Here is a 16252-nt window from a genome sequence, read left to right on the forward strand (position 1 = left end):
GACCCGATGCACCGACATGCACGCGCGGCCCTCCCGCCCGTATTCCCGGCGCGTCTGCGCGGCCCGTGCGCCGCTGAGAGGCGCGTTCGGCGAATAGTTGCGCCGCCAGGGCCATGCATGGCAAGCCGGCTCGCGACGTGCTGTACCAACTCCTATTCGCGCTCCACGACGACGTGAGCTGGCTGAGCTGGCTGAACGTCCTGCGCTACACGTCCACGCGGATCTTGCTGGCCACGCTGACGGCCCTGGTCCTGTCGCTGATCCTCTACCCGTGGTTCATCCGCACCCTGCAGAAGATCCAGCTCGGGCAGGTCGTGCGCGACGACGGGCCCAAGTCGCACTTCTCCAAGCGCGGCACGCCGACGATGGGCGGCAGCCTGATCCTCTTCTGCCTCATCATCCCCACCGTCCTGTGGTCGGACATGAGCAACGGCTTCGTCCTGCTCGCCACCGCGGTCACGGCCGGGTGCGGCGTCATCGGCTTCATCGACGACGGCCTGAAGATCCGCAAGAAGAACTCCGGCGGCCTGCCCGGCAAGATGAAGCTGCTGCTGCAGTTCCTCATCGCCGGCGCCGCGGTCTGGTACCTCTTCAGCCCGCTCAGCGGCCTGATGCCGGAGGCCATCCGCTTCCGCCTGGCGATGCCGTTCACCGACTTCTACGAGCACTTCTTCGTGCTCCCCGAGTGGATGTACCTCGTGTTCGCCACTCTCGTCGTGGTCGGCTTCTCGAACGCGGTCAATCTGACCGACGGCCTCGACGGCCTCGCCATCGGCCCGGTGTGCATGAGCGCCGCCACCTTCCTCGTGCTGACCTACGCGGCCGGCACCTTGATCGCCGGCTTCGACATCGCCCGCTACCTCAACATCCCGCACATCCCCGGCGTCGGCGAGCTGGCGATCTACTGCGGCGCCATGTGCGGGGCCGGCATCGGCTTCCTCTGGTACAACACCTTCCCCGCCAGCGTGTTCATGGGCGACGTCGGCAGCCTCCCGCTGGGCGCCGGCATCGGCTTCCTCGCCGTCGCCTCGAAGAACGAGTTCACCCTCGTGGTCGTCGGCGGCATCTTCGTGCTCGAGGCGGTCAGCGTGATCGTGCAGGTCGTCAGCTTCAAGCTGACCGGCAAGCGCGTGTTCAAGATGGCCCCGATCCACCACCACTTCGAGCTCAAGGGCTGGAGCGAGCCCAAGGTGGTCGTCCGCTTCTGGATCATCAGCTTCATGCTCGCCCTCATCGGCCTCGCCACCCTCAAGCTGCGCTGAGGACCCGTGACCGCCGCCAACAACTCGTCCCCCTCCGACTCCGCCGACGCGAGCCTCTCCGCGTCGGCGGTCGCCGTTTCGCCCTCGACCGCGTCGGCCGCTGCTTCGCCCGCGACCGCCGACTCACCGACTCTCTCTGACACGCCGTCAGACCTCGACTTCGCCCGCAGCACCGCCCTCGTCATCGGCGCCGGCGCCAGCGGTCGGGCCGCGGCCGAGCTGCTGGTATTCCTCGGCGCCCGCGTCCGCCTCTACGACCAGAACCCCGGCGCCACCGTCCCCGAAGGCGTCGAGCCGGTGCTCGGGGCCGCCGACGTCCCGGCTGGGGCCTTCGCCGGCGTCGACCTCATGGTCCTGAGCCCCGGCGTCCCGCCCGAGCGCTTCCGCGCGGCCCAGCAGCAGTTCGCCCCGCAGGCCCGGGTCCACGGCGAGATGAGCCTGTCTCTGGCGATCGCCTCGGCCCGCTTCGGCCGCCTGCCGACCGTCCTCATCACCGGCACCAACGGCAAGAGCACCGTCACCGCCCTCACCGGCGCCCTGCTCGCCGCCGGCGGCCTGAAGCCGTTCGTCGGCGGCAACCTCGGCGTCCCGCTCGCCGCCGCCCTGCTCGACCTCCTGCGCACCGGGGCGCCCGCGCCCGACGCCCTCGTGCTCGAGTGCTCGAGCTTCCAGCTCGAGACCCTCGGGCACGCCGCCACCGACGTGGCGATGGTCCTCAACATCACCCCCGACCACCTCGACCGCTACCCCACCCTCGACGACTACGCCGCCACCAAGGCGCGCGTGTTCACCGGCCTTCACACCGGCGGCCTCGCCCTGCTCGACGCCGGCGACGGCTGGACCGCCTTCCTGCGGGCCCGCGTCGGCGCCGGCCGCCTCGTCCTCGTCGACGACCCCGACGGCGCGCGCATCGTCGGACCTGGCCCCGGGGACAGCCTCGACCTGCCCGGCGGCGACAGCTTCCCGCGCGCGGCCCTGCCGATCCCCGGCCGCCACAACAGCAAGAACGCCCTGTTCGCCCTGCTCGCCGCCCGCCACCTCGGGGTCGACCCCGCCGCCTGCCTGCGCGGCCTCGAGGGTTTCCACGGCCTGCCCCACCGCATGACCTTCGTCCGCGAGCGGGCGGGTGTCCGCTTCTACGACGACTCCAAGGCGACCAACGTCGCCAGCGTCCTCGCGAGCCTCGACGGCTTCGACCGCCCCTTCGTCCTGATCGCCGGCGGCCGCGCCAAGGGCGACGACCTCACGCCCCTGCGCGAGCTGCTGCGCCGCAGCGGCCGCGCGCTCGTCGCCATCGGCGAGTCGGCCGACTCCTTCTATCCCCTGGCCGACGGCGTGGTCCCGGCGCGCCGGGCGAGCACCATGGCCGAGGCCGTCGAGGTCGCGGCCGCGCTCGCCGGGCCCGGCGACGCGGTGGTCCTCTCACCCGCGTGCGCCAGCTACGACTGGTTCAAGAATTACGGCGAGCGGGGCGATACCTTCGCCCGGCTGGTGCGGGCGCTGCCTGCGGAGAAGTGATACACCCGCCGCATGCGGCTCGACTCCGTGCGCGGCAACACCCAGCGGCTCGACGGCGGCGCGATGTTCGGCAACGTCCCGCGGGCCATGTGGCAGCGCTGGGCCCCCCCGGACGAGCAGAACCGGATCTCCCTCGCCTGCCGCTGCCTCCTCGTCCGCGACGACCGCGGCCGCACCATCCTCTTTGAGGCCGGCATCGGCGCCTTCTTCGAGCCCAAGCTGCGCGAGCGGTTCGGCGTCGTCGAGTCGGAGCACGTCCTCCTCGACTCGCTCGCCGCGCTCGGGGTGAAGCCCGAGGACGTCGACATCATCGTCCTGAGCCACCTCCACTTCGACCACGCCGGCGGCGTCCTCACCGCCTGGTCCGACGGCCAGCCGCCGGCCCTGGTGTTCCCCCGGGCCAGCTACGTGGTCGGCGAGGACGCCTGGCAGCGGGCGCTGCACCCGCACCCGCGTGACCGCGCCTCCTTCATCCCGGGGCTCACCGACTTGCTCCTCGCCACCGGGCGCCTCGAGCGCGTCAGCGGCGAGCGCAGCGAGCTGCTCGGCCCCGGCTACACCTTCACCGTCTCCAACGGGCACACACCCGGCCTCTTGCTCGCACGCATCGAGACACCGCAGGGGGCGGTCACCTTCCTGGGCGATCTCGTGCCCGGCGTCCCGTGGGTCCACCTGCCGATCACCATGGGCTACGACCGCTACCCCGAGCTGCTGATCGACGAGAAGGAGGCCTTGCTGGCCCAGATCCTCGCCGACGACGGGACAGTGTTTTACACCCACGATCCCGATGTCGCGGCCAGCAAGCTGACCCGCGACGCCCATGGCAAGTTCACCGCGACATCCATGGTCGGCGAGCTCCACTGGGCCTGACACCGCTGTCACATCGGGGGCGGTGGCAGAGGCCGCTCTCTTCTATTGTTAAGAGTCGCGCTGTCGTCGAGGGCGCAGCGCGTTCGCCCGGACACATGCCCGTGACGGCCGGCGTACCGGCCGCCGCGGGATTTCGTTAAGTCAGCGCAAGCAGCTTCTTCTGCAGCCTGCGGACCGAGCGCGGCGCCGTCATGAGGTAGTAGACGCCGGTCAGCACGTAAAGGGGCAGCTTGGAAGCATTGGGGGGGGTCATGGCACGTTCTCCGCGATAAGGTCTTTGTCGTGATAGCGGCGGGGGGCCGCGTGTTGGATCACTCGATGTCCGACACCGTTTTGATCTCGCACGTCTCGGTGGTCTCTTGCAGATCACGCACCGAGATGCTGATCGGACTCAGTCGGAACGCACGGCATTCCTGTGAGATTCCGTCGCGACTTTTTGTCAGGCAGGTGTAACGGACGGCGCCTCAGGCGGCCAATAGACCTGGCTGTCAGGACATGCTCGACGAGACAGGTACTCGCGGGCGCCCGGGGAACAGCGCCTCGACCTCGCGAGCGACCGCCAGCACACGGTCCTCGCGGCCGACCGGGGCGACCAACTGGACGGCGATCGGCAGGCCCTCGCGCGAGCTCGCCACCGGCAGCGCGACCGCCGGCTGACCGGTGATGTTGAACGGCGCAGTGAACGCCCCGTAGACCGCGTAGGCGCGGAACACCGCCTCGCCGTCAGGTCCCCGCCACGCCCCGATCGGCGGCGGAGGTCCCACCACTGCGGGCGTCAGCACCAACTCGGCGTCACCGACCCACGCCAGCACCCGCTCGCGCAGCGTCATGTAGGCGGCGTGGGCCAGCGTCGGCGAGTTCCGCCGACCGGCCTCGACCAACCACCGGGTCGCCGGCTGCAGCCGGTCCGCGCGCACCCACGGCACGTCGGCCAGCATGCGCTGATAGATCGGCAGGAAGTCGTCGACCGACCCGCGCGCCATCTCGACCTCCTCGACCCGGTGCCCCGCCGCCGCCAGCGCCGAGCCGACGACGCGCGCGGCCGCGGCCCACTCCGGCTCGGCGGCGGCGATCGGCGAGTCGACCGCCAGCTTGATCCGCAGGCGCGGCGACGGCTCCGTCATCTGTCCATAAGGACATGGCGGGGGGGACAGCCAGTGCGGCCGCCCGACGGTCAGCCCGGCCATCACGTCGAGCAACGCCGTCGCGTCGGCGACCGAGCGCGCCAGCGGGCCGCAGGTGTAGAGGAGCGTGCGGTCGTCGCGGCCGAACGCGTTGGCGACCCGCCCCCGCGACGGCTTGACGCCGACGAGCCCGCAGAAAGCAGAGGGGATCCGGATCGAGCCGGCGCCGTCGCTGCCCTGCGCCCACGGCAAGAGGCCGGCGGCGACCGCCGCGCCGGAACCCCCGCTCGAGCCGCCGGCCGTGCGCGTCGGGTCCCACGGGTTGCGCGTCGGCGGGTGCGTGTCCGGTTCGGTCACCGGCAAGGCCCCGAGCTCCGACGTCGCCAGCTTGCCGAGCACGATCAGCCCCGCCGCGCGCAGCTTGGCCACCGTCGCGTCGTCGACCGGCGAGTACAGCGGCAGCACCCCGCGCGAGCCCATTCGCGTCCGCGAGCCGCGGACGAAGTTGAGGTCCTTGACGCCGATCGGCACCCCGAGCAGGGGCGGGATCGAGTCGGGCGCGCCGCGCCGCGCTGCGCGGTCGAGCGCATCGTCGGCCGCCCGGGCCGCCCGCCGCGCGCGCGCGTCGAACACCGACACGAAGGCCGACAGCGCGGGGTTGTGCGCGGCGATGCGGTCGAGGTACAGGCCGACCAGCTCCTGGCTGCGGATCTCGCGGCGCCGCAGCAGGCGCGCCTGTTCGAGGGCAGAGACGTGTACGAGCTCGGCGAGCGACATCGGCCGCGCAGTCTTGCGCCGCCGCCCGCCGCGAAGCAAGCTCGAACCTCGCGGAAGCGAGCCCCAGGGGCGGCCAACGCCGTCCCGGGCGGCCATTGTGCTCCCGCTGGCGCTTGGGTTAGCGTGACCTCGGGGAACGGGGAGGGAACCGATGGTCCCGCGTGGGGATAGGAAAAGCGCGAAGCCTCGCTCAGACAACGCCGCGGCGCTCGACCTGCTCACGGTCGACGAGGTCGCGACCATGCTCAAGACCAGCCGCAAGGCCATCTATCACCGCATCAGTCGCGGCCAGATCCCCTCCGTCCGGCTCGGACGCAGCGTCTTCATCCGCCGCAGCGACCTGGCCGCCTGCCTCGTCCCCGGCGCCTTCAACGACCCCTGAACAGCCCCCGACCGCGCCCTCCCCCAGCGCGACCGGCCCTGCCGCATCGACACCTCGGCCCCCGTCGCCGTGACGCCACACCCGGCGGCCGGCCACGTCAGCCGCGCGCGCATGAGTTGCTGCGCCTCACTCGTTCGCCCCCGGTCCTCACTCGCCGCGAGTCGGCGCCCGAGCTGCCGCGATGACGCCTCGCTCACCGCGAGTCAGCCGCGCTGACGCGCGTCACTCGTCCGCCCCCGGCGGCGCACCTCACTTGCCTCGCGTCAGCCGCAGGCGCGCCAGCTGCAGCGTCGCAGTGAAGCCGCCGCAGCTGTCGCCGACGCACACCTGCCACTCGCCGGGGGCTGCCGAGCCGGCCAGGCTGGCCAGATCAGGCCCGACCGCCGCGCCCGGGTTCGGCGTGTAGCTGCAGGCCATGTCGTCGGCGCAGATCGTCTCGTCGGTGCCGAGCCCGTCGCCCATCGACTCCGCGTCCTTCTCGCCCGCGAGGCTGAAGGTCAGCGGCGCCGCGGCGCTGACGTTGGAGTTGTCGCCGCTGCAGCCCGAGCCGTCGTCGGCGGCCTCGTCGAGGCCCGGGCGGCTGACCAGCGTCACAGTCTCCGCGGCCGGCGACAGCAGCTTGATCGTCAAGTCGCCCGCGTAGCCGGTGTCGATCCCGACCTCGACCTCGACCCCCGCGACCACGTCGAACCCGGTCGCCGGCACCGTCAACGTCGCGCAGGCCATCGTCGCCGGCGTCCCGTCATAAGACCCGTCCTCGATCGCCGCGCCGAGGTCGACCTGCGCGAACTCCTCGACCTCGGTCGCGCCCGGGCAGTTCTCCGGGTCGACCGCCATCTCCGCGCACAGCGGCTGGAGCGCCTTCTGCAGCCCCGCCGCGTCGTCCTCGTCGGCGGCGGCGTTCGTCAGCGCGACGCCGAGGTGGCCGAGCATCGCCACGAAGTCCGCCGACGTGATCGGCGTCCCGCCGAGCATCTCGTTCTTCACCCCCGCGTGGACCGGCTGCATCGCCCGGCACGGCGTCGCCGCGCTCACGCCTGGCTCGAGCCCCGGCGGCGGGTCGACCTCCTCGCCGTAGACCGTCGGCCCGTCGACGCTCGCAAGCTGTCTCACGAGACATGTCCCGAAGCGCACCTCGTCGATCCCCGCGAAGAACCCCGACAGCGTCGCGTCGGCCATCACCCCCGCCAGCCACGAGCCCGGCGCCTCGGGCGAGCCGACCACCGCCTGCAGCCCCGGCTTGCGACCGAGGCGCTGGTACAGCGTCGCGTCGTCGCCCGCGTCCTCGACCACCTCCCCCGCCATCGCGGCCAAAGCGTCGAGCAACGTCACCTTGTCGGCGTCGGTCAGCAGCGGCGCGGGCCCGGCCTGATGGTCGTCGAGCGCAGTCGCCACGTCGGCCACGAAGTCGGAGAAGTCGATCGCCGACACCCCCAGCCCGGTGTGGGCCGACTTCATCCCCTTGCACGTGTAGGTCGCGCCCGGGCAGCCGGCGAGCGTCGCCAGCTGGTCCACGAGACAGTCGAGGAAGCGGCCGCCGTCGAACTGCGCGTTGAGGAAGTAGGCGTTGATCCGCTCGTCGGCCGCGACCTGCCCGGCGATCCCCACCGCCAGCGCCGAGGCCCCGGCTTGCCCGCCGAGGCGCATGCACAGCGCCTCGTCGACCACCCCCGTCGTCGGTCCGACGGTCGGCTCGGCGGTCGCGGTCGTCTCGTCGCCGGTGGTCGTCCCCGTGGTCGTCGTCACCGGCGGCGGCGTCGTCGACTCGGTCGTCGCGTCGGTCGTCGTCGTCGTCGTCGCCTCGCCCGAGGCCGTCGGCTCACCTGTCGCTTCGGCCACGTCGTCGGCGCAGCCCGCGACCAGCGCGAGGGCGAGGGCGCGCCCGGAGATCGTCCGCATCGCCTCATCTAAGCACGAAGGCCGCACGCGCGCCGCCGGCAATCCGTTCGCGCCGGACCCGTTCGCTGCCGGGCCGCGGAGCCCGGGCCTCGGCCTCATGGCGCCGGAACGACGCCCGGCGGGCCCGTCAGCCGGTCGCCACCAGCAGCGGCGCCGACGCCCGCGAGTGCTCGCGCCGCATGTCGCGGAACACCAGCGCGTAGCGGGCCCGGTCGGCGTGGACGCGGAGCCACGCGTCGAGGCTCGGCTGCACGTGCGCGTCGAGCATCTGCCGCATCGCCGCGATCACGCTCTCGTGCAGCTCGGGCGGCGTCAAGAAGCCGTCCATGTAGCGGACCAGCGCGGGCGCCTTGGCGGCGCTCTGCTCGCGCAGCCCGAGCCACTTGTCGCTGGTGAACTCGACCGACGAGTCACAATGATCGGCGACCAGGCGGGCCATCTGGGCCCAGTCGCCCTCCTCGGCGAGCTTGCGGATCTGCGTCCCGATCAGCGCGAACACGTCGGGATGGATCGCCAGGATCTCGTGCGTCGGCTCGGCCGACAGCCACAGGTCGGGCTCCTCGACGAACACCGCCCCGACCAGGCCGGAGGCCAGCGGCAGGGCGCAGGTGAGGTGCTGCAGCCCGAACGTGATCGCCCGCCAGCGGTCGCGGATCTCGTGCTGCCACAGAGTGTTGACCAGCGGCGCCAGTTGGTCGGGCGCGGCCATCATCCGCGCCACTCGCCGCTGGCTGGTGCCGATCGTCGGTCGGTAGGCCTCGAGGACGCGCGGCTGGGTGAACAGCAGGCGCCACTCTCCGCTCAGCAGCTCGACGCGACGATAGTCGCGCCCGATCAGGTCCAGGACCTGTTCGCGGCTGGCCGTGGCCAGTTGTTGCAGCAAGACCTCCTCGATGTCGAGGTAGCGCTCGCTGCGTATGAGGTACGCGTGGCAGCGCAAGGCGCAAACGCTACCAGATTTGCCGCCCGACCTCAGCAGGAGTCCTTACCTCCTCGGACCTTCGCCGCGGCCCGGTCGCTCGCCGTGGTATTGCCGCCGGATCCCGCGTTTCGGCCCTGCAGCGGCCCTGCGGAGGCGCGGCGGCCGGACCTCGCGCCAGCCTCGACCCACATTTACACGGATACGGCCGGGCAAAGCCCCGCCTCGCGGAGATCGCACATCCGCGCATCACCCCCCACCGCGGCGACGCCGCCTCGCCTGTCCGTACGGACATGACCCGAAGCTCGGGTCGCCCCTGCGCCCCTGCGAACGCCGCTCCGTGCATGTCCCCGAGGACATGCCCCAAAAGCCACATCCTCCCGGCCGCCCCCTGCGACCGCGACCGGCGCGGTCGCGCGCCCTCCGGCCTCCGCTCGATCTGTGCGCCGCCGGCCGCCCGCGGCGTAAAGTCACTCCTGCCTCGCCTGGCGCGACGAACCGCGTCCGCGAGCCCGTCTGCGCGGGACCGCGCCGCGAGGGCCCGTGAATGCCCGGGAGCACCCGGGTCCGCGTCGGGGGCGACCCCGCGATATGGTTGCGCCGGTCGCCACATGATCCAGCTCCACTCCGATCCCGCCATCGCCGAGCAGCAGATCGAGGCCCTGATCTTCTACCTCACCACTCTGGGCTACATCGACAGCGAGTTCGACATCCGCGAGAAGGCGTTCGTGCGCGCCTTCCTGCGCGAGCTGGTGACCGCGCGGATCGACGAGGGCGGCCCGCTCGACCCCGAGCTGCGGTTCGAGCGGATCGAGAACCAGCACGAGCACTACGTCCAGCGGTTCCAGGAGATCGACCGCGAGATCAAGAACCTCCTGACCGAGGCCGTCGCCGACGGCGAGGACCCGCAGCGGTTCGTCGTCTCGCAGCTCAAGCTGCGCTGCTTCGAGATGTTCCAGGAGCTGGACGAGGCCAACCGGCAGCACCTGCTCGAGGTGGTCGACCGCTTCATCGAGGCCGACGGCCAGGTGCATCCGGACGAGGCCGCCTTCCGCAACGACCTCGCCGAGTTGCTGGGCGCCGAACTGATCCTCGACGACAGCGCGCTCGAGAGCGTCAGCATCGAGGTCCGCGAGCCGATCCAGCTGGCCCTGCCGGCGCAGGACAACCACCCCTTCTTCGCCAAGTTCGAGTACCACTACTCGGCCGACCCGTCGCAGTTGCAGCGGCAGTTCGCGGCCGACCTCGCGCTGCTCGACAAGGTCGAGGAGAAGTGGGAGGAGTACCGCGTCCGCGGCCGCGGCCGGCTCGAGGGTCACGCCAGCGTGGCCGACTTCGCCGGCGGCGACGAGTTCCTCGACGAGCACGTCTACGTCCTGCCGTCGAAGCCCGGCCGTCAGTACGAGCTCATCGTCCTGGGCGACCTGCACGGCTGCTACTCGTGCCTCAAGGCCGCCGTCCACCAGAGCAACTTCTTCGAGAAGGTCCGGCGCTTCAAGGCCGACCCCGACAACAACCCCGACGTCCGCCTGGTCCTGCTCGGCGACTACATCGACCGCGGGCGCTTCAGCTACAACGGCGTCCTGCGCACGATCTTGAACCTCTTCCTCGCCGCCCCCGACCACGTGTTCGTGCTGCGCGGCAACCACGAGTACTACATCGAGTACCAGGGCAAGGTGTACGGCGGCGTCCGTCCGGCCGAGGCGATCAACAGCCTCACCCCGCACCTCGGCGCCGACGTGTTCGGCCGCTTCCTCGACTTCTTCGACGCCATGCCGAACATGCTGCTGTTCGACCAGATGCTGTTCGTCCACGCCGGCATCCCGCGCGACAGCATGATCGCCGAGAAGTGGGCCGACCTGGCCTCGCTCAACCGCGAGGACATCCGCTTCCAGATGCTGTGGAGCGACCCGAGCAAGGCCGACATGGTCCCCGACGAGCTGCAGAAGGCCTCGGCGCGGTTCGCCTTCGGCCGCCTGCAGTTCCGCAAGTTCATGCAGCGGATCGGCTGCAACGTGCTGGTGCGCGGCCACGAGAAGGTCAACGCCGGCTTCAAGAACCACTACGGCGACGCCGACGTCCGCCTCTTCACCCTGTTCTCGGCCGGCGGCGCCAGCAACGACGACCTCCCGCAAGACAGCAACTACCGCGACGTCCGGCCGATGGCGCTCACCGTCACCAGCAAGGACGGCCTGGTCGAGGCCGTCCCGTGGGCCATCGACTACGCCCGCTACCAGGACCCGCAGCGCAACAACTTCTTCAGCAGCACGCCCGAGATCGACATCACCCCGCACGGGTGAGCGCTCAGGGGTCGGTGGCCGTGTTGCCCGAGCAGTCGAGCGTCACGTCGAGCGGCAGGTCGCTCGGGTCGTCGATGCGCACCGCCGCGAACGTCGAGCCGTTCAGGCTGGCCATCAGCGGCGCCAACAGGTCGCCCTCGACCGTCCCGCAGTAGAAGTCCGGGCCGACGAACTCGCCGACCAGCGCGAGCTGGGCCGTGATGTCGCTGCCGGTGATCGGGTTGGCCGCGCCGCTGATCATCACCACCCCGAGGTCGACCTTGAAGATGCCGTCGACCACCGGGATCCCGAAGAACACCAGCGGCTCGCCGATCGGGGTGCGCGGCGTCGTCACCTTGCCCTGATCGAGCCTGAGCGGCTGCAGCGCGGTGCGCAGCGTCTGCTGGCCCGGCGCGCCGATCAGCTCGTTGGTGGCGATGAACTGGATCGGCTGCGCGGGCGCGATGACCGTCGACACCGCGAACAAGTACTCCCCTACCAGCACCGGCGCGTCGCCCGTGGTCGAGTCACTCGTCTCGGTCGGATCGCCCGGCACCGAACCGGTCGTCGCCGTCGGGTCGCCGGTGTCGACCGCCGTCGTCGGCGTCGGCGCGTCGCCCGTGGTCGTCACCGGATCGCTGGGCGGGTCGGTGGGCGGCGCCCCGGTCGAGTCGCCGGTCGCGGCCATCGTCGCGCTGTCCAGCGGATCGCGTTCGGTGCAGGCGGCGGCGGTCGAGAACGTACAGACGAGGGCGAACAAGAAAAGCGAGCGAAAGTCCATATCCGGGCAATATCAACAAGGGCGGCCCCGCGCAAGGCGCCGCACCCGGCCGCGTTCGGACGCCGCAGCGCACCCTCCGCGCCGCTTGCGGCTCGCCGCCGGGGCCGATCGTCTACCTGTCTCTCGAGCCAGGTCATGTCCGCGCCGGGACGACGGCCCGCGGGTCGCCGCGAATCGAGCGCCCGGTCCGCCCCCCGCGAATGGCACGAGTCCTCGCGCGACCGGAGCCCCGTCGACTACGCACATTCGGCGCGGCTCGCCCGGCGAACGGCCCGTCCGCGGCAGGCCCCTCAGCCGCGGGCCGGCCCGGCTTTGCCCCGCCACGGGAGACCTCCGAAGGCCACCACGCGGCGCTATCGCTGTTTCGTGGCCGACAGCGGCCGCTCCGCCGCGCCCTGTCGAATCGCCCGCGGTCCGCTCCGGCGGCCGCCGCCGCGCTGCGATCGCGCGCCCCGGAAATGCGCATACACCCGCCGCCCGGCAAATCACCATACCGCGAGGGTCATGCGGGCGTCCTCCGAGCGCCGCATTTCATGCGATTCCCCATGGCGGCGTTCGGCCCACACCTCGGCGGGTCGACGACCCCAGCGAGGTTACCCTCGTTCCTGTGCCCAGCGGCTTTTCAGCAGTCGCTTGCTTACTTTTGCGATCCGATCCTAGCCTTGGGTTGTCGGTGCTGCTGTCCACGACGAATGCAGAGTCCCCCTCCGACGACACCACCGCCGATCCCAGCGAGGTCGTAAGGATCGGGCGGTATGTCGTGCTCGGACGTCAGGGCGCCGGAGCGATGGGGGTGGTGTACCGCGCCTATGACGAGGCGCTCGACCGCAAGGTCGCGCTGAAGCTGTTGCGCGCGCCGGGGGCCGACCACAGCCAGGCGCGCGCCCGCCTGCTGCGCGAGGCCAAGGCGCTGGCCCAGCTGTCGCATCCCAACGTGGTCCAGGTCTACGACGTGGGCGAGTGGGGCGGCCTCGACTTCATCGCCCTCGAGTTCGTGCAGGGCCAGACCTTGAGGACATGGCTCTCGGAACAGCCGAGGAGCTGGCCGGAGATCTCGCAAGTGTTCGCGCAAGCCGGGCGCGGGCTGGCGGCGGCCCACGCGGCCGGCCTGGTGCACCGCGACTTCAAGCCCGAGAACGTCCTGATCGACGGCCAGGGCCGGGTGTTCGTCGCCGACTTCGGCCTGGCGCGCTCGGCCGACTCGCCGCTGCCGGAGCAGATTTCACCGAGCGCCTCGCGCTCGAGCCCGTCGCTGGCCCGCCTCACCGCGATGGGCTCGCTGGTCGGCACCCCCAAGTACATGGCGCCGGAGCAGTTCATGCGCGTCCCGGCCGACGCGCGCAGCGACCAGTTCTCGTTCTGCGTCGCCCTCTACGAGGCGCTGTTCGGCCGGCGGCCGTTCGTCGGCGAGACCGTCGACGAGCTGAAACAGAGCGTCCTGCTCGGCAAGCTGCTGCCGCCCCCGGTGCTGTCAATGGTGCCGCAGTGGCTGCAGGACCTGACCATGCGGGGCCTCGCCCGCGACCCGACCCGCCGGTTCCCCTCGATGGACGCCCTGCTCGCCGAGCTCGACCGCGTGCGCGGCCGCAGGCGCCTGATCGCCGGCGGCCTCGCGGCGCTGGGCCTCGGCGTCGCCGGCTTCATGGTCACGCAGACCGCACCCGTCTGCCAGGGCGCCGACGACAAGCTCGCCGGCGTGTGGGACCCCAGCCGCGACCGCGCGCTGCACGAGGCCTTCCTCGCCACCGGCCTCCCGTTCGCCGCCCAGACCTCGACCTTCACCCGCGACGCCCTCGACGGCTACGCGTCGCAGTGGAAGACCGAGCACCAGGAGGCGTGCCTGGCCCACCACCAGGGCGAGCAGTCCGACTCGGTGCTCGACCTGCGCATGTCGTGCCTGCAGCGCCGGCGCGCCGAGCTGGCCGCGCGCGTCGAGGTGCTCGCCGAGGCCGACTCCGAGATCGTGATCCACGCCGTCGACGCGGTCCGCTCGCTGACCCCGGTGGCGAGCTGCGGCGACCCGGCCCAGCTGCTCGACGCGTGGAAGCGGATCGACGGCCTGCGCGACCCGACGGCGCCGACGCAGGTCGAGACCCTGCGCCTCAAGCTGGCCCACATCGACGCGCTGGGGCGCGCCGGGCAGCTGCAGCGCGGCCTGGCGCTGGCCGAGGAGGCCGTGCGCACCGCTCAGGCGATCGACGACCGCCCGGTGCTGGCCGAGGCCCACCTGCGGCGCGGCACGCTGCTGGCCGAGTCCGGCGACTCGCTGGCCGCCGAGAACGAGCTGTGGCGCGCCATCGTCACCGCCACCCGCAGCGACCACGAGGAGGTGCTGGCGCGGGCGATGATCAAGGAGGTGTACGTGCTGGCCCACGACGCCGACTCGTTCGCCACCGCCGACCGCATGGCCGAAGAGGCCGACGCCCTGCTCGACCGGATCGCCCCGCACAGCCGACTGGTCGGCGAGCTGCGCAACAACCTGGCGGTGCTGCGGTTCCGCCAGGGCCGCCACGACGAGTCCGAGGCGCTGCACCGCGAGAACCTGCAGTTTCGCCGCGCGACCCTGCCGACGCACGACCCCGACATCGCCATGACGCTGTGCAACCTCGGCGTCGACCTGCAGGAGCGCCGCCGCTTCGCCGAGGCCGCGGCGCTGATCCGCGAGGCGATCGCCGGCTTCAGCGAGGCAGTCGGCGAGCAGCACCCCAACACGCTGCAGTCGCTGGCCAACCTCGCGCTCGTGCAATTCGACAGCGGCGAGTACGAGCAGGCCCGCGAGTCGCTGGCCGGTTCGCTCGCGGCCTGGACCGCGATCATCGGCCCCGATCATCCCAGCACCGCCGAGCACCGGTCCGTCGCCGGCCTGCTCGACCTGCGCGACGGCGACGTCGTCGGCGGCCTCGCCAAGCTGGAGCGGGCCTACGAGCTCGGCGAGCGCGTCGGCGACTCGGCCGCCCGCTACCGGACCCGCCTGTCGTACGCCCAGGCGCTGTGGGAGCACGCGCCCGACCGGCGCTCGCGGGCGCTCGAGCTGGCCCACGCCGCCGAGCACGACGCGATCGTGCTCCGCGACGCCCACCGGCGCAGCGTCGCGCGGGACTGGCTCCGCGCGCGCGAGCACGGCGGAGCGGCCGACTCGAAGCACGCGGTGCCTTGACCGATCGAGGTCGGGAGGATCGCCGGCAGGGATCCCCCGAATGTGGACAGGAGCCGCCGCGTGAGCGGCTCGTATCCCTCGATGCGGATTCAGCTCGGCTCGGCCTGCGAGACCAGGAGCCCGCCGTATTCGGCCGGGTCATCGTCGCCGCACGTCGGCAACTTGCCGCGTCCGGCCGCCTCGCACTCGGCGACCACCGCGGCGCGCGTATAGTCCAGCTTGCGCGGCTGATTGAGGCACACCGCGCCGTGCGGGCCCCACTTGGCCTCGATCTGCCAATCCGTCTCCGGGGCCAGGATCGCCGGCGACAGCCCGTCCGAAATATCGATCGGTGTGCCGTTCTCCGTGTGCGCCACGTTGGTGCCGCAGTAGTCGGCGCGGACCATGCGAGTACAGGCGCGATAGTGGTCGGCGAGCGAGACGCCCCCGTGCTTGGCCCACATTCGGTAGCCCCATTCGAGGCACTTGCCGGCGGCGGTCCCGCGGCAGGCGAAGGCCAGTTCGCCGTGCTCACCCGGCCGCCAGTCGGCGGTCACCAGGTCGAAGTATCCGGGCACCACGATCGCCGAGGTCGGAGCGCCCGCACCGTCGCTGCACAGCGACTCCCACTTGCCCTCATTGATGCGGACGTCGATGTCCGTAAAATAAATATCAGGTAGGCTCGCGCTCTGAGTCACCGCCGCGATCCGCAGCTGGGCGCTCACGGGCTCCTTGCCGCCGTCGTCGACGAGCCACTGTAACCGCGCGCCCGCGAGGTCGGCGCCGCGGTACAGCAGCCCCTTGCTGCCGTACGCCTGCAGCTCGCTGGTGCCGGGCACCAGCGACCAGCCGCTCAGGCTCGACTTCGTCGTTCCTTCGCTGATGCTGGCGCTGATCAGCTTCACCCCGTTGAACCATGTCCCGTTGAAACGGGTTCCATTGAAGCGGGTCCCGTTCAACTCGACCCCGTTGTCGTGGAGCGCGCGTAGCCGCGTCTCCTCGCCCTCGGTGACGTCCTCGAACCCGACGACGACTTCGTCACACCCACAAACGGTCAACGCGACCGTCATCGCTTGTATATGCCGATACCTCCGCATGCCCGAGTTCCCCCTCGCCCATCAGCGTACTTGGGTCGCGACGAATCATCGGCGGCGCGGGCGGCCCGGCGAGCGCTCGCTCGGACCCGCGGGCGCGACACGATTGACATTTCATGCATTCGCCACATCGAGCAATCGAATGATCTGTCTCTGGAGACACCAGATCTGCGCGGCAGCCGCGACAGATCGCGGCCAGTCGCGGCGCGCG

The 16252-nt window shown here is 71.5% G+C and carries 11 protein-coding genes; 6 read left to right on the forward strand and 5 right to left on the reverse strand.

Translation table 11 applies throughout. The features are described 5' to 3' along the window. The first annotated feature begins 113 nt into the window (after positions 1-113). The 3 genes from mraY to OV090_RS13760 are packed head-to-tail and all read left to right on the forward strand — an operon-like array spanning position 114 to position 3650. Entirely contained in the window at positions 114-1262 is a 1149-nt protein-coding gene (gene mraY / locus OV090_RS13750; RefSeq protein WP_267704074.1) for a phospho-N-acetylmuramoyl-pentapeptide-transferase, read from the forward strand. A gap of 6 nt (positions 1263-1268) precedes the next feature. Continuing rightward, positions 1269-2780: a UDP-N-acetylmuramoyl-L-alanine--D-glutamate ligase gene (gene murD / locus OV090_RS13755; RefSeq protein WP_267704075.1), complete on the forward strand. Its 1512-nt coding sequence runs from the start codon at positions 1269-1271 to the stop codon at positions 2778-2780. Between the two features lie 12 nt (positions 2781-2792). Next, entirely contained in the window at positions 2793-3650 is an 858-nt protein-coding gene (locus OV090_RS13760) for an MBL fold metallo-hydrolase (RefSeq protein WP_267704076.1), read from the forward strand. A 488-nt stretch (positions 3651-4138) separates the two neighbouring features. Here the strand turns inward: OV090_RS13760 and OV090_RS13765 are convergent, their stop codons facing one another. After that, on the reverse strand, positions 4139-5551 hold the full coding sequence (locus OV090_RS13765) for an amidase (RefSeq protein WP_267704077.1): 1413 nt from the start codon (positions 5549-5551) through the stop codon (positions 4139-4141). 151 nt (positions 5552-5702) lie between these two features. On the opposite strand from OV090_RS13765, the gene OV090_RS13770 reads away from it, so the two are divergent. Beyond that, on the forward strand, positions 5703-5933 hold the full coding sequence (locus OV090_RS13770) for a helix-turn-helix domain-containing protein (protein ID WP_096333764.1): 231 nt from the start codon (positions 5703-5705) through the stop codon (positions 5931-5933). Between the two features lie 249 nt (positions 5934-6182). On the opposite strand, the gene OV090_RS13775 is transcribed toward OV090_RS13770, so the two are convergent. Together OV090_RS13775 and OV090_RS13780 are read right to left on the reverse strand one after the other, a co-directional pair. Further along, on the reverse strand, positions 6183-7832 hold the full coding sequence (locus tag OV090_RS13775; protein ID WP_267704078.1) for a proprotein convertase P-domain-containing protein: 1650 nt from the start codon (positions 7830-7832) through the stop codon (positions 6183-6185). 127 nt (positions 7833-7959) lie between these two features. Further along, positions 7960-8772 carry a hypothetical protein gene (locus tag OV090_RS13780; protein WP_267704079.1) on the reverse strand — a complete coding sequence of 271 codons (813 nt, stop codon included), beginning with the start codon at positions 8770-8772 and terminating at the stop codon, positions 7960-7962. Positions 8773-9362: 590 nt separating this feature from the next. On the opposite strand from OV090_RS13780, the gene OV090_RS13785 reads away from it, so the two are divergent. Continuing rightward, positions 9363-11051: a metallophosphoesterase family protein gene (locus tag OV090_RS13785; protein WP_267704080.1), complete on the forward strand. Its 1689-nt coding sequence runs from the start codon at positions 9363-9365 to the stop codon at positions 11049-11051. Between the two features lie 4 nt (positions 11052-11055). Here OV090_RS13785 and OV090_RS13790 read toward each other — a convergent pair whose 3' ends face one another. Further along, positions 11056-11811 (reverse strand): hypothetical protein, encoded by a 756-nt coding sequence (locus OV090_RS13790; protein WP_267704081.1) that lies wholly within the window; start codon positions 11809-11811, stop codon positions 11056-11058. 760 nt (positions 11812-12571) lie between these two features. On the opposite strand from OV090_RS13790, the gene OV090_RS13795 reads away from it, so the two are divergent. Beyond that, positions 12572-14968: a protein kinase gene (locus OV090_RS13795; RefSeq protein WP_267704082.1), complete on the forward strand. Its 2397-nt coding sequence runs from the start codon at positions 12572-12574 to the stop codon at positions 14966-14968. Positions 14969-15057: 89 nt separating this feature from the next. Here the strand turns inward: OV090_RS13795 and OV090_RS13800 are convergent, their stop codons facing one another. Beyond that, positions 15058-16017, reverse strand: coding sequence for an ADYC domain-containing protein (locus tag OV090_RS13800; protein ID WP_267704083.1), 960 nt, complete (start codon positions 16015-16017; stop codon positions 15058-15060). Positions 16018-16252 lie beyond the last annotated feature (235 nt).

It is taken from the genome of Nannocystis sp. RBIL2 (assembly GCF_026626745.1).
Classification (GTDB): Bacteria; Myxococcota_A; Polyangia; order Nannocystales; family Nannocystaceae; genus Nannocystis.

What these genes read in the sequence shown, in the direction of transcription:
- OV090_RS13765 (WP_267704077.1), bottom strand. Translation starts at nt 5,551, where the DNA reads ATGTCGCTCGCCGAGCTCGTACACGTCTCTGCCCTCGAACAGGCGCGC.
- OV090_RS13760 (WP_267704076.1), top strand. Translation starts at nt 2,793, where the DNA reads ATGCGGCTCGACTCCGTGCGCGGCAACACCCAGCGGCTCGACGGCGGC.
- OV090_RS13785 (WP_267704080.1), top strand. Translation starts at nt 9,363, where the DNA reads ATGATCCAGCTCCACTCCGATCCCGCCATCGCCGAGCAGCAGATCGAG.
- OV090_RS13800 (WP_267704083.1), bottom strand. Translation starts at nt 16,017, where the DNA reads ATGACGGTCGCGTTGACCGTTTGTGGGTGTGACGAAGTCGTCGTCGGG.
- OV090_RS13770 (WP_096333764.1), top strand. Translation starts at nt 5,703, where the DNA reads ATGGTCCCGCGTGGGGATAGGAAAAGCGCGAAGCCTCGCTCAGACAAC.
- mraY (WP_267704074.1), top strand. Translation starts at nt 114, where the DNA reads ATGCATGGCAAGCCGGCTCGCGACGTGCTGTACCAACTCCTATTCGCG.
- OV090_RS13790 (WP_267704081.1), bottom strand. Translation starts at nt 11,811, where the DNA reads ATGGACTTTCGCTCGCTTTTCTTGTTCGCCCTCGTCTGTACGTTCTCG.
- OV090_RS13775 (WP_267704078.1), bottom strand. Translation starts at nt 7,832, where the DNA reads ATGCGGACGATCTCCGGGCGCGCCCTCGCCCTCGCGCTGGTCGCGGGC.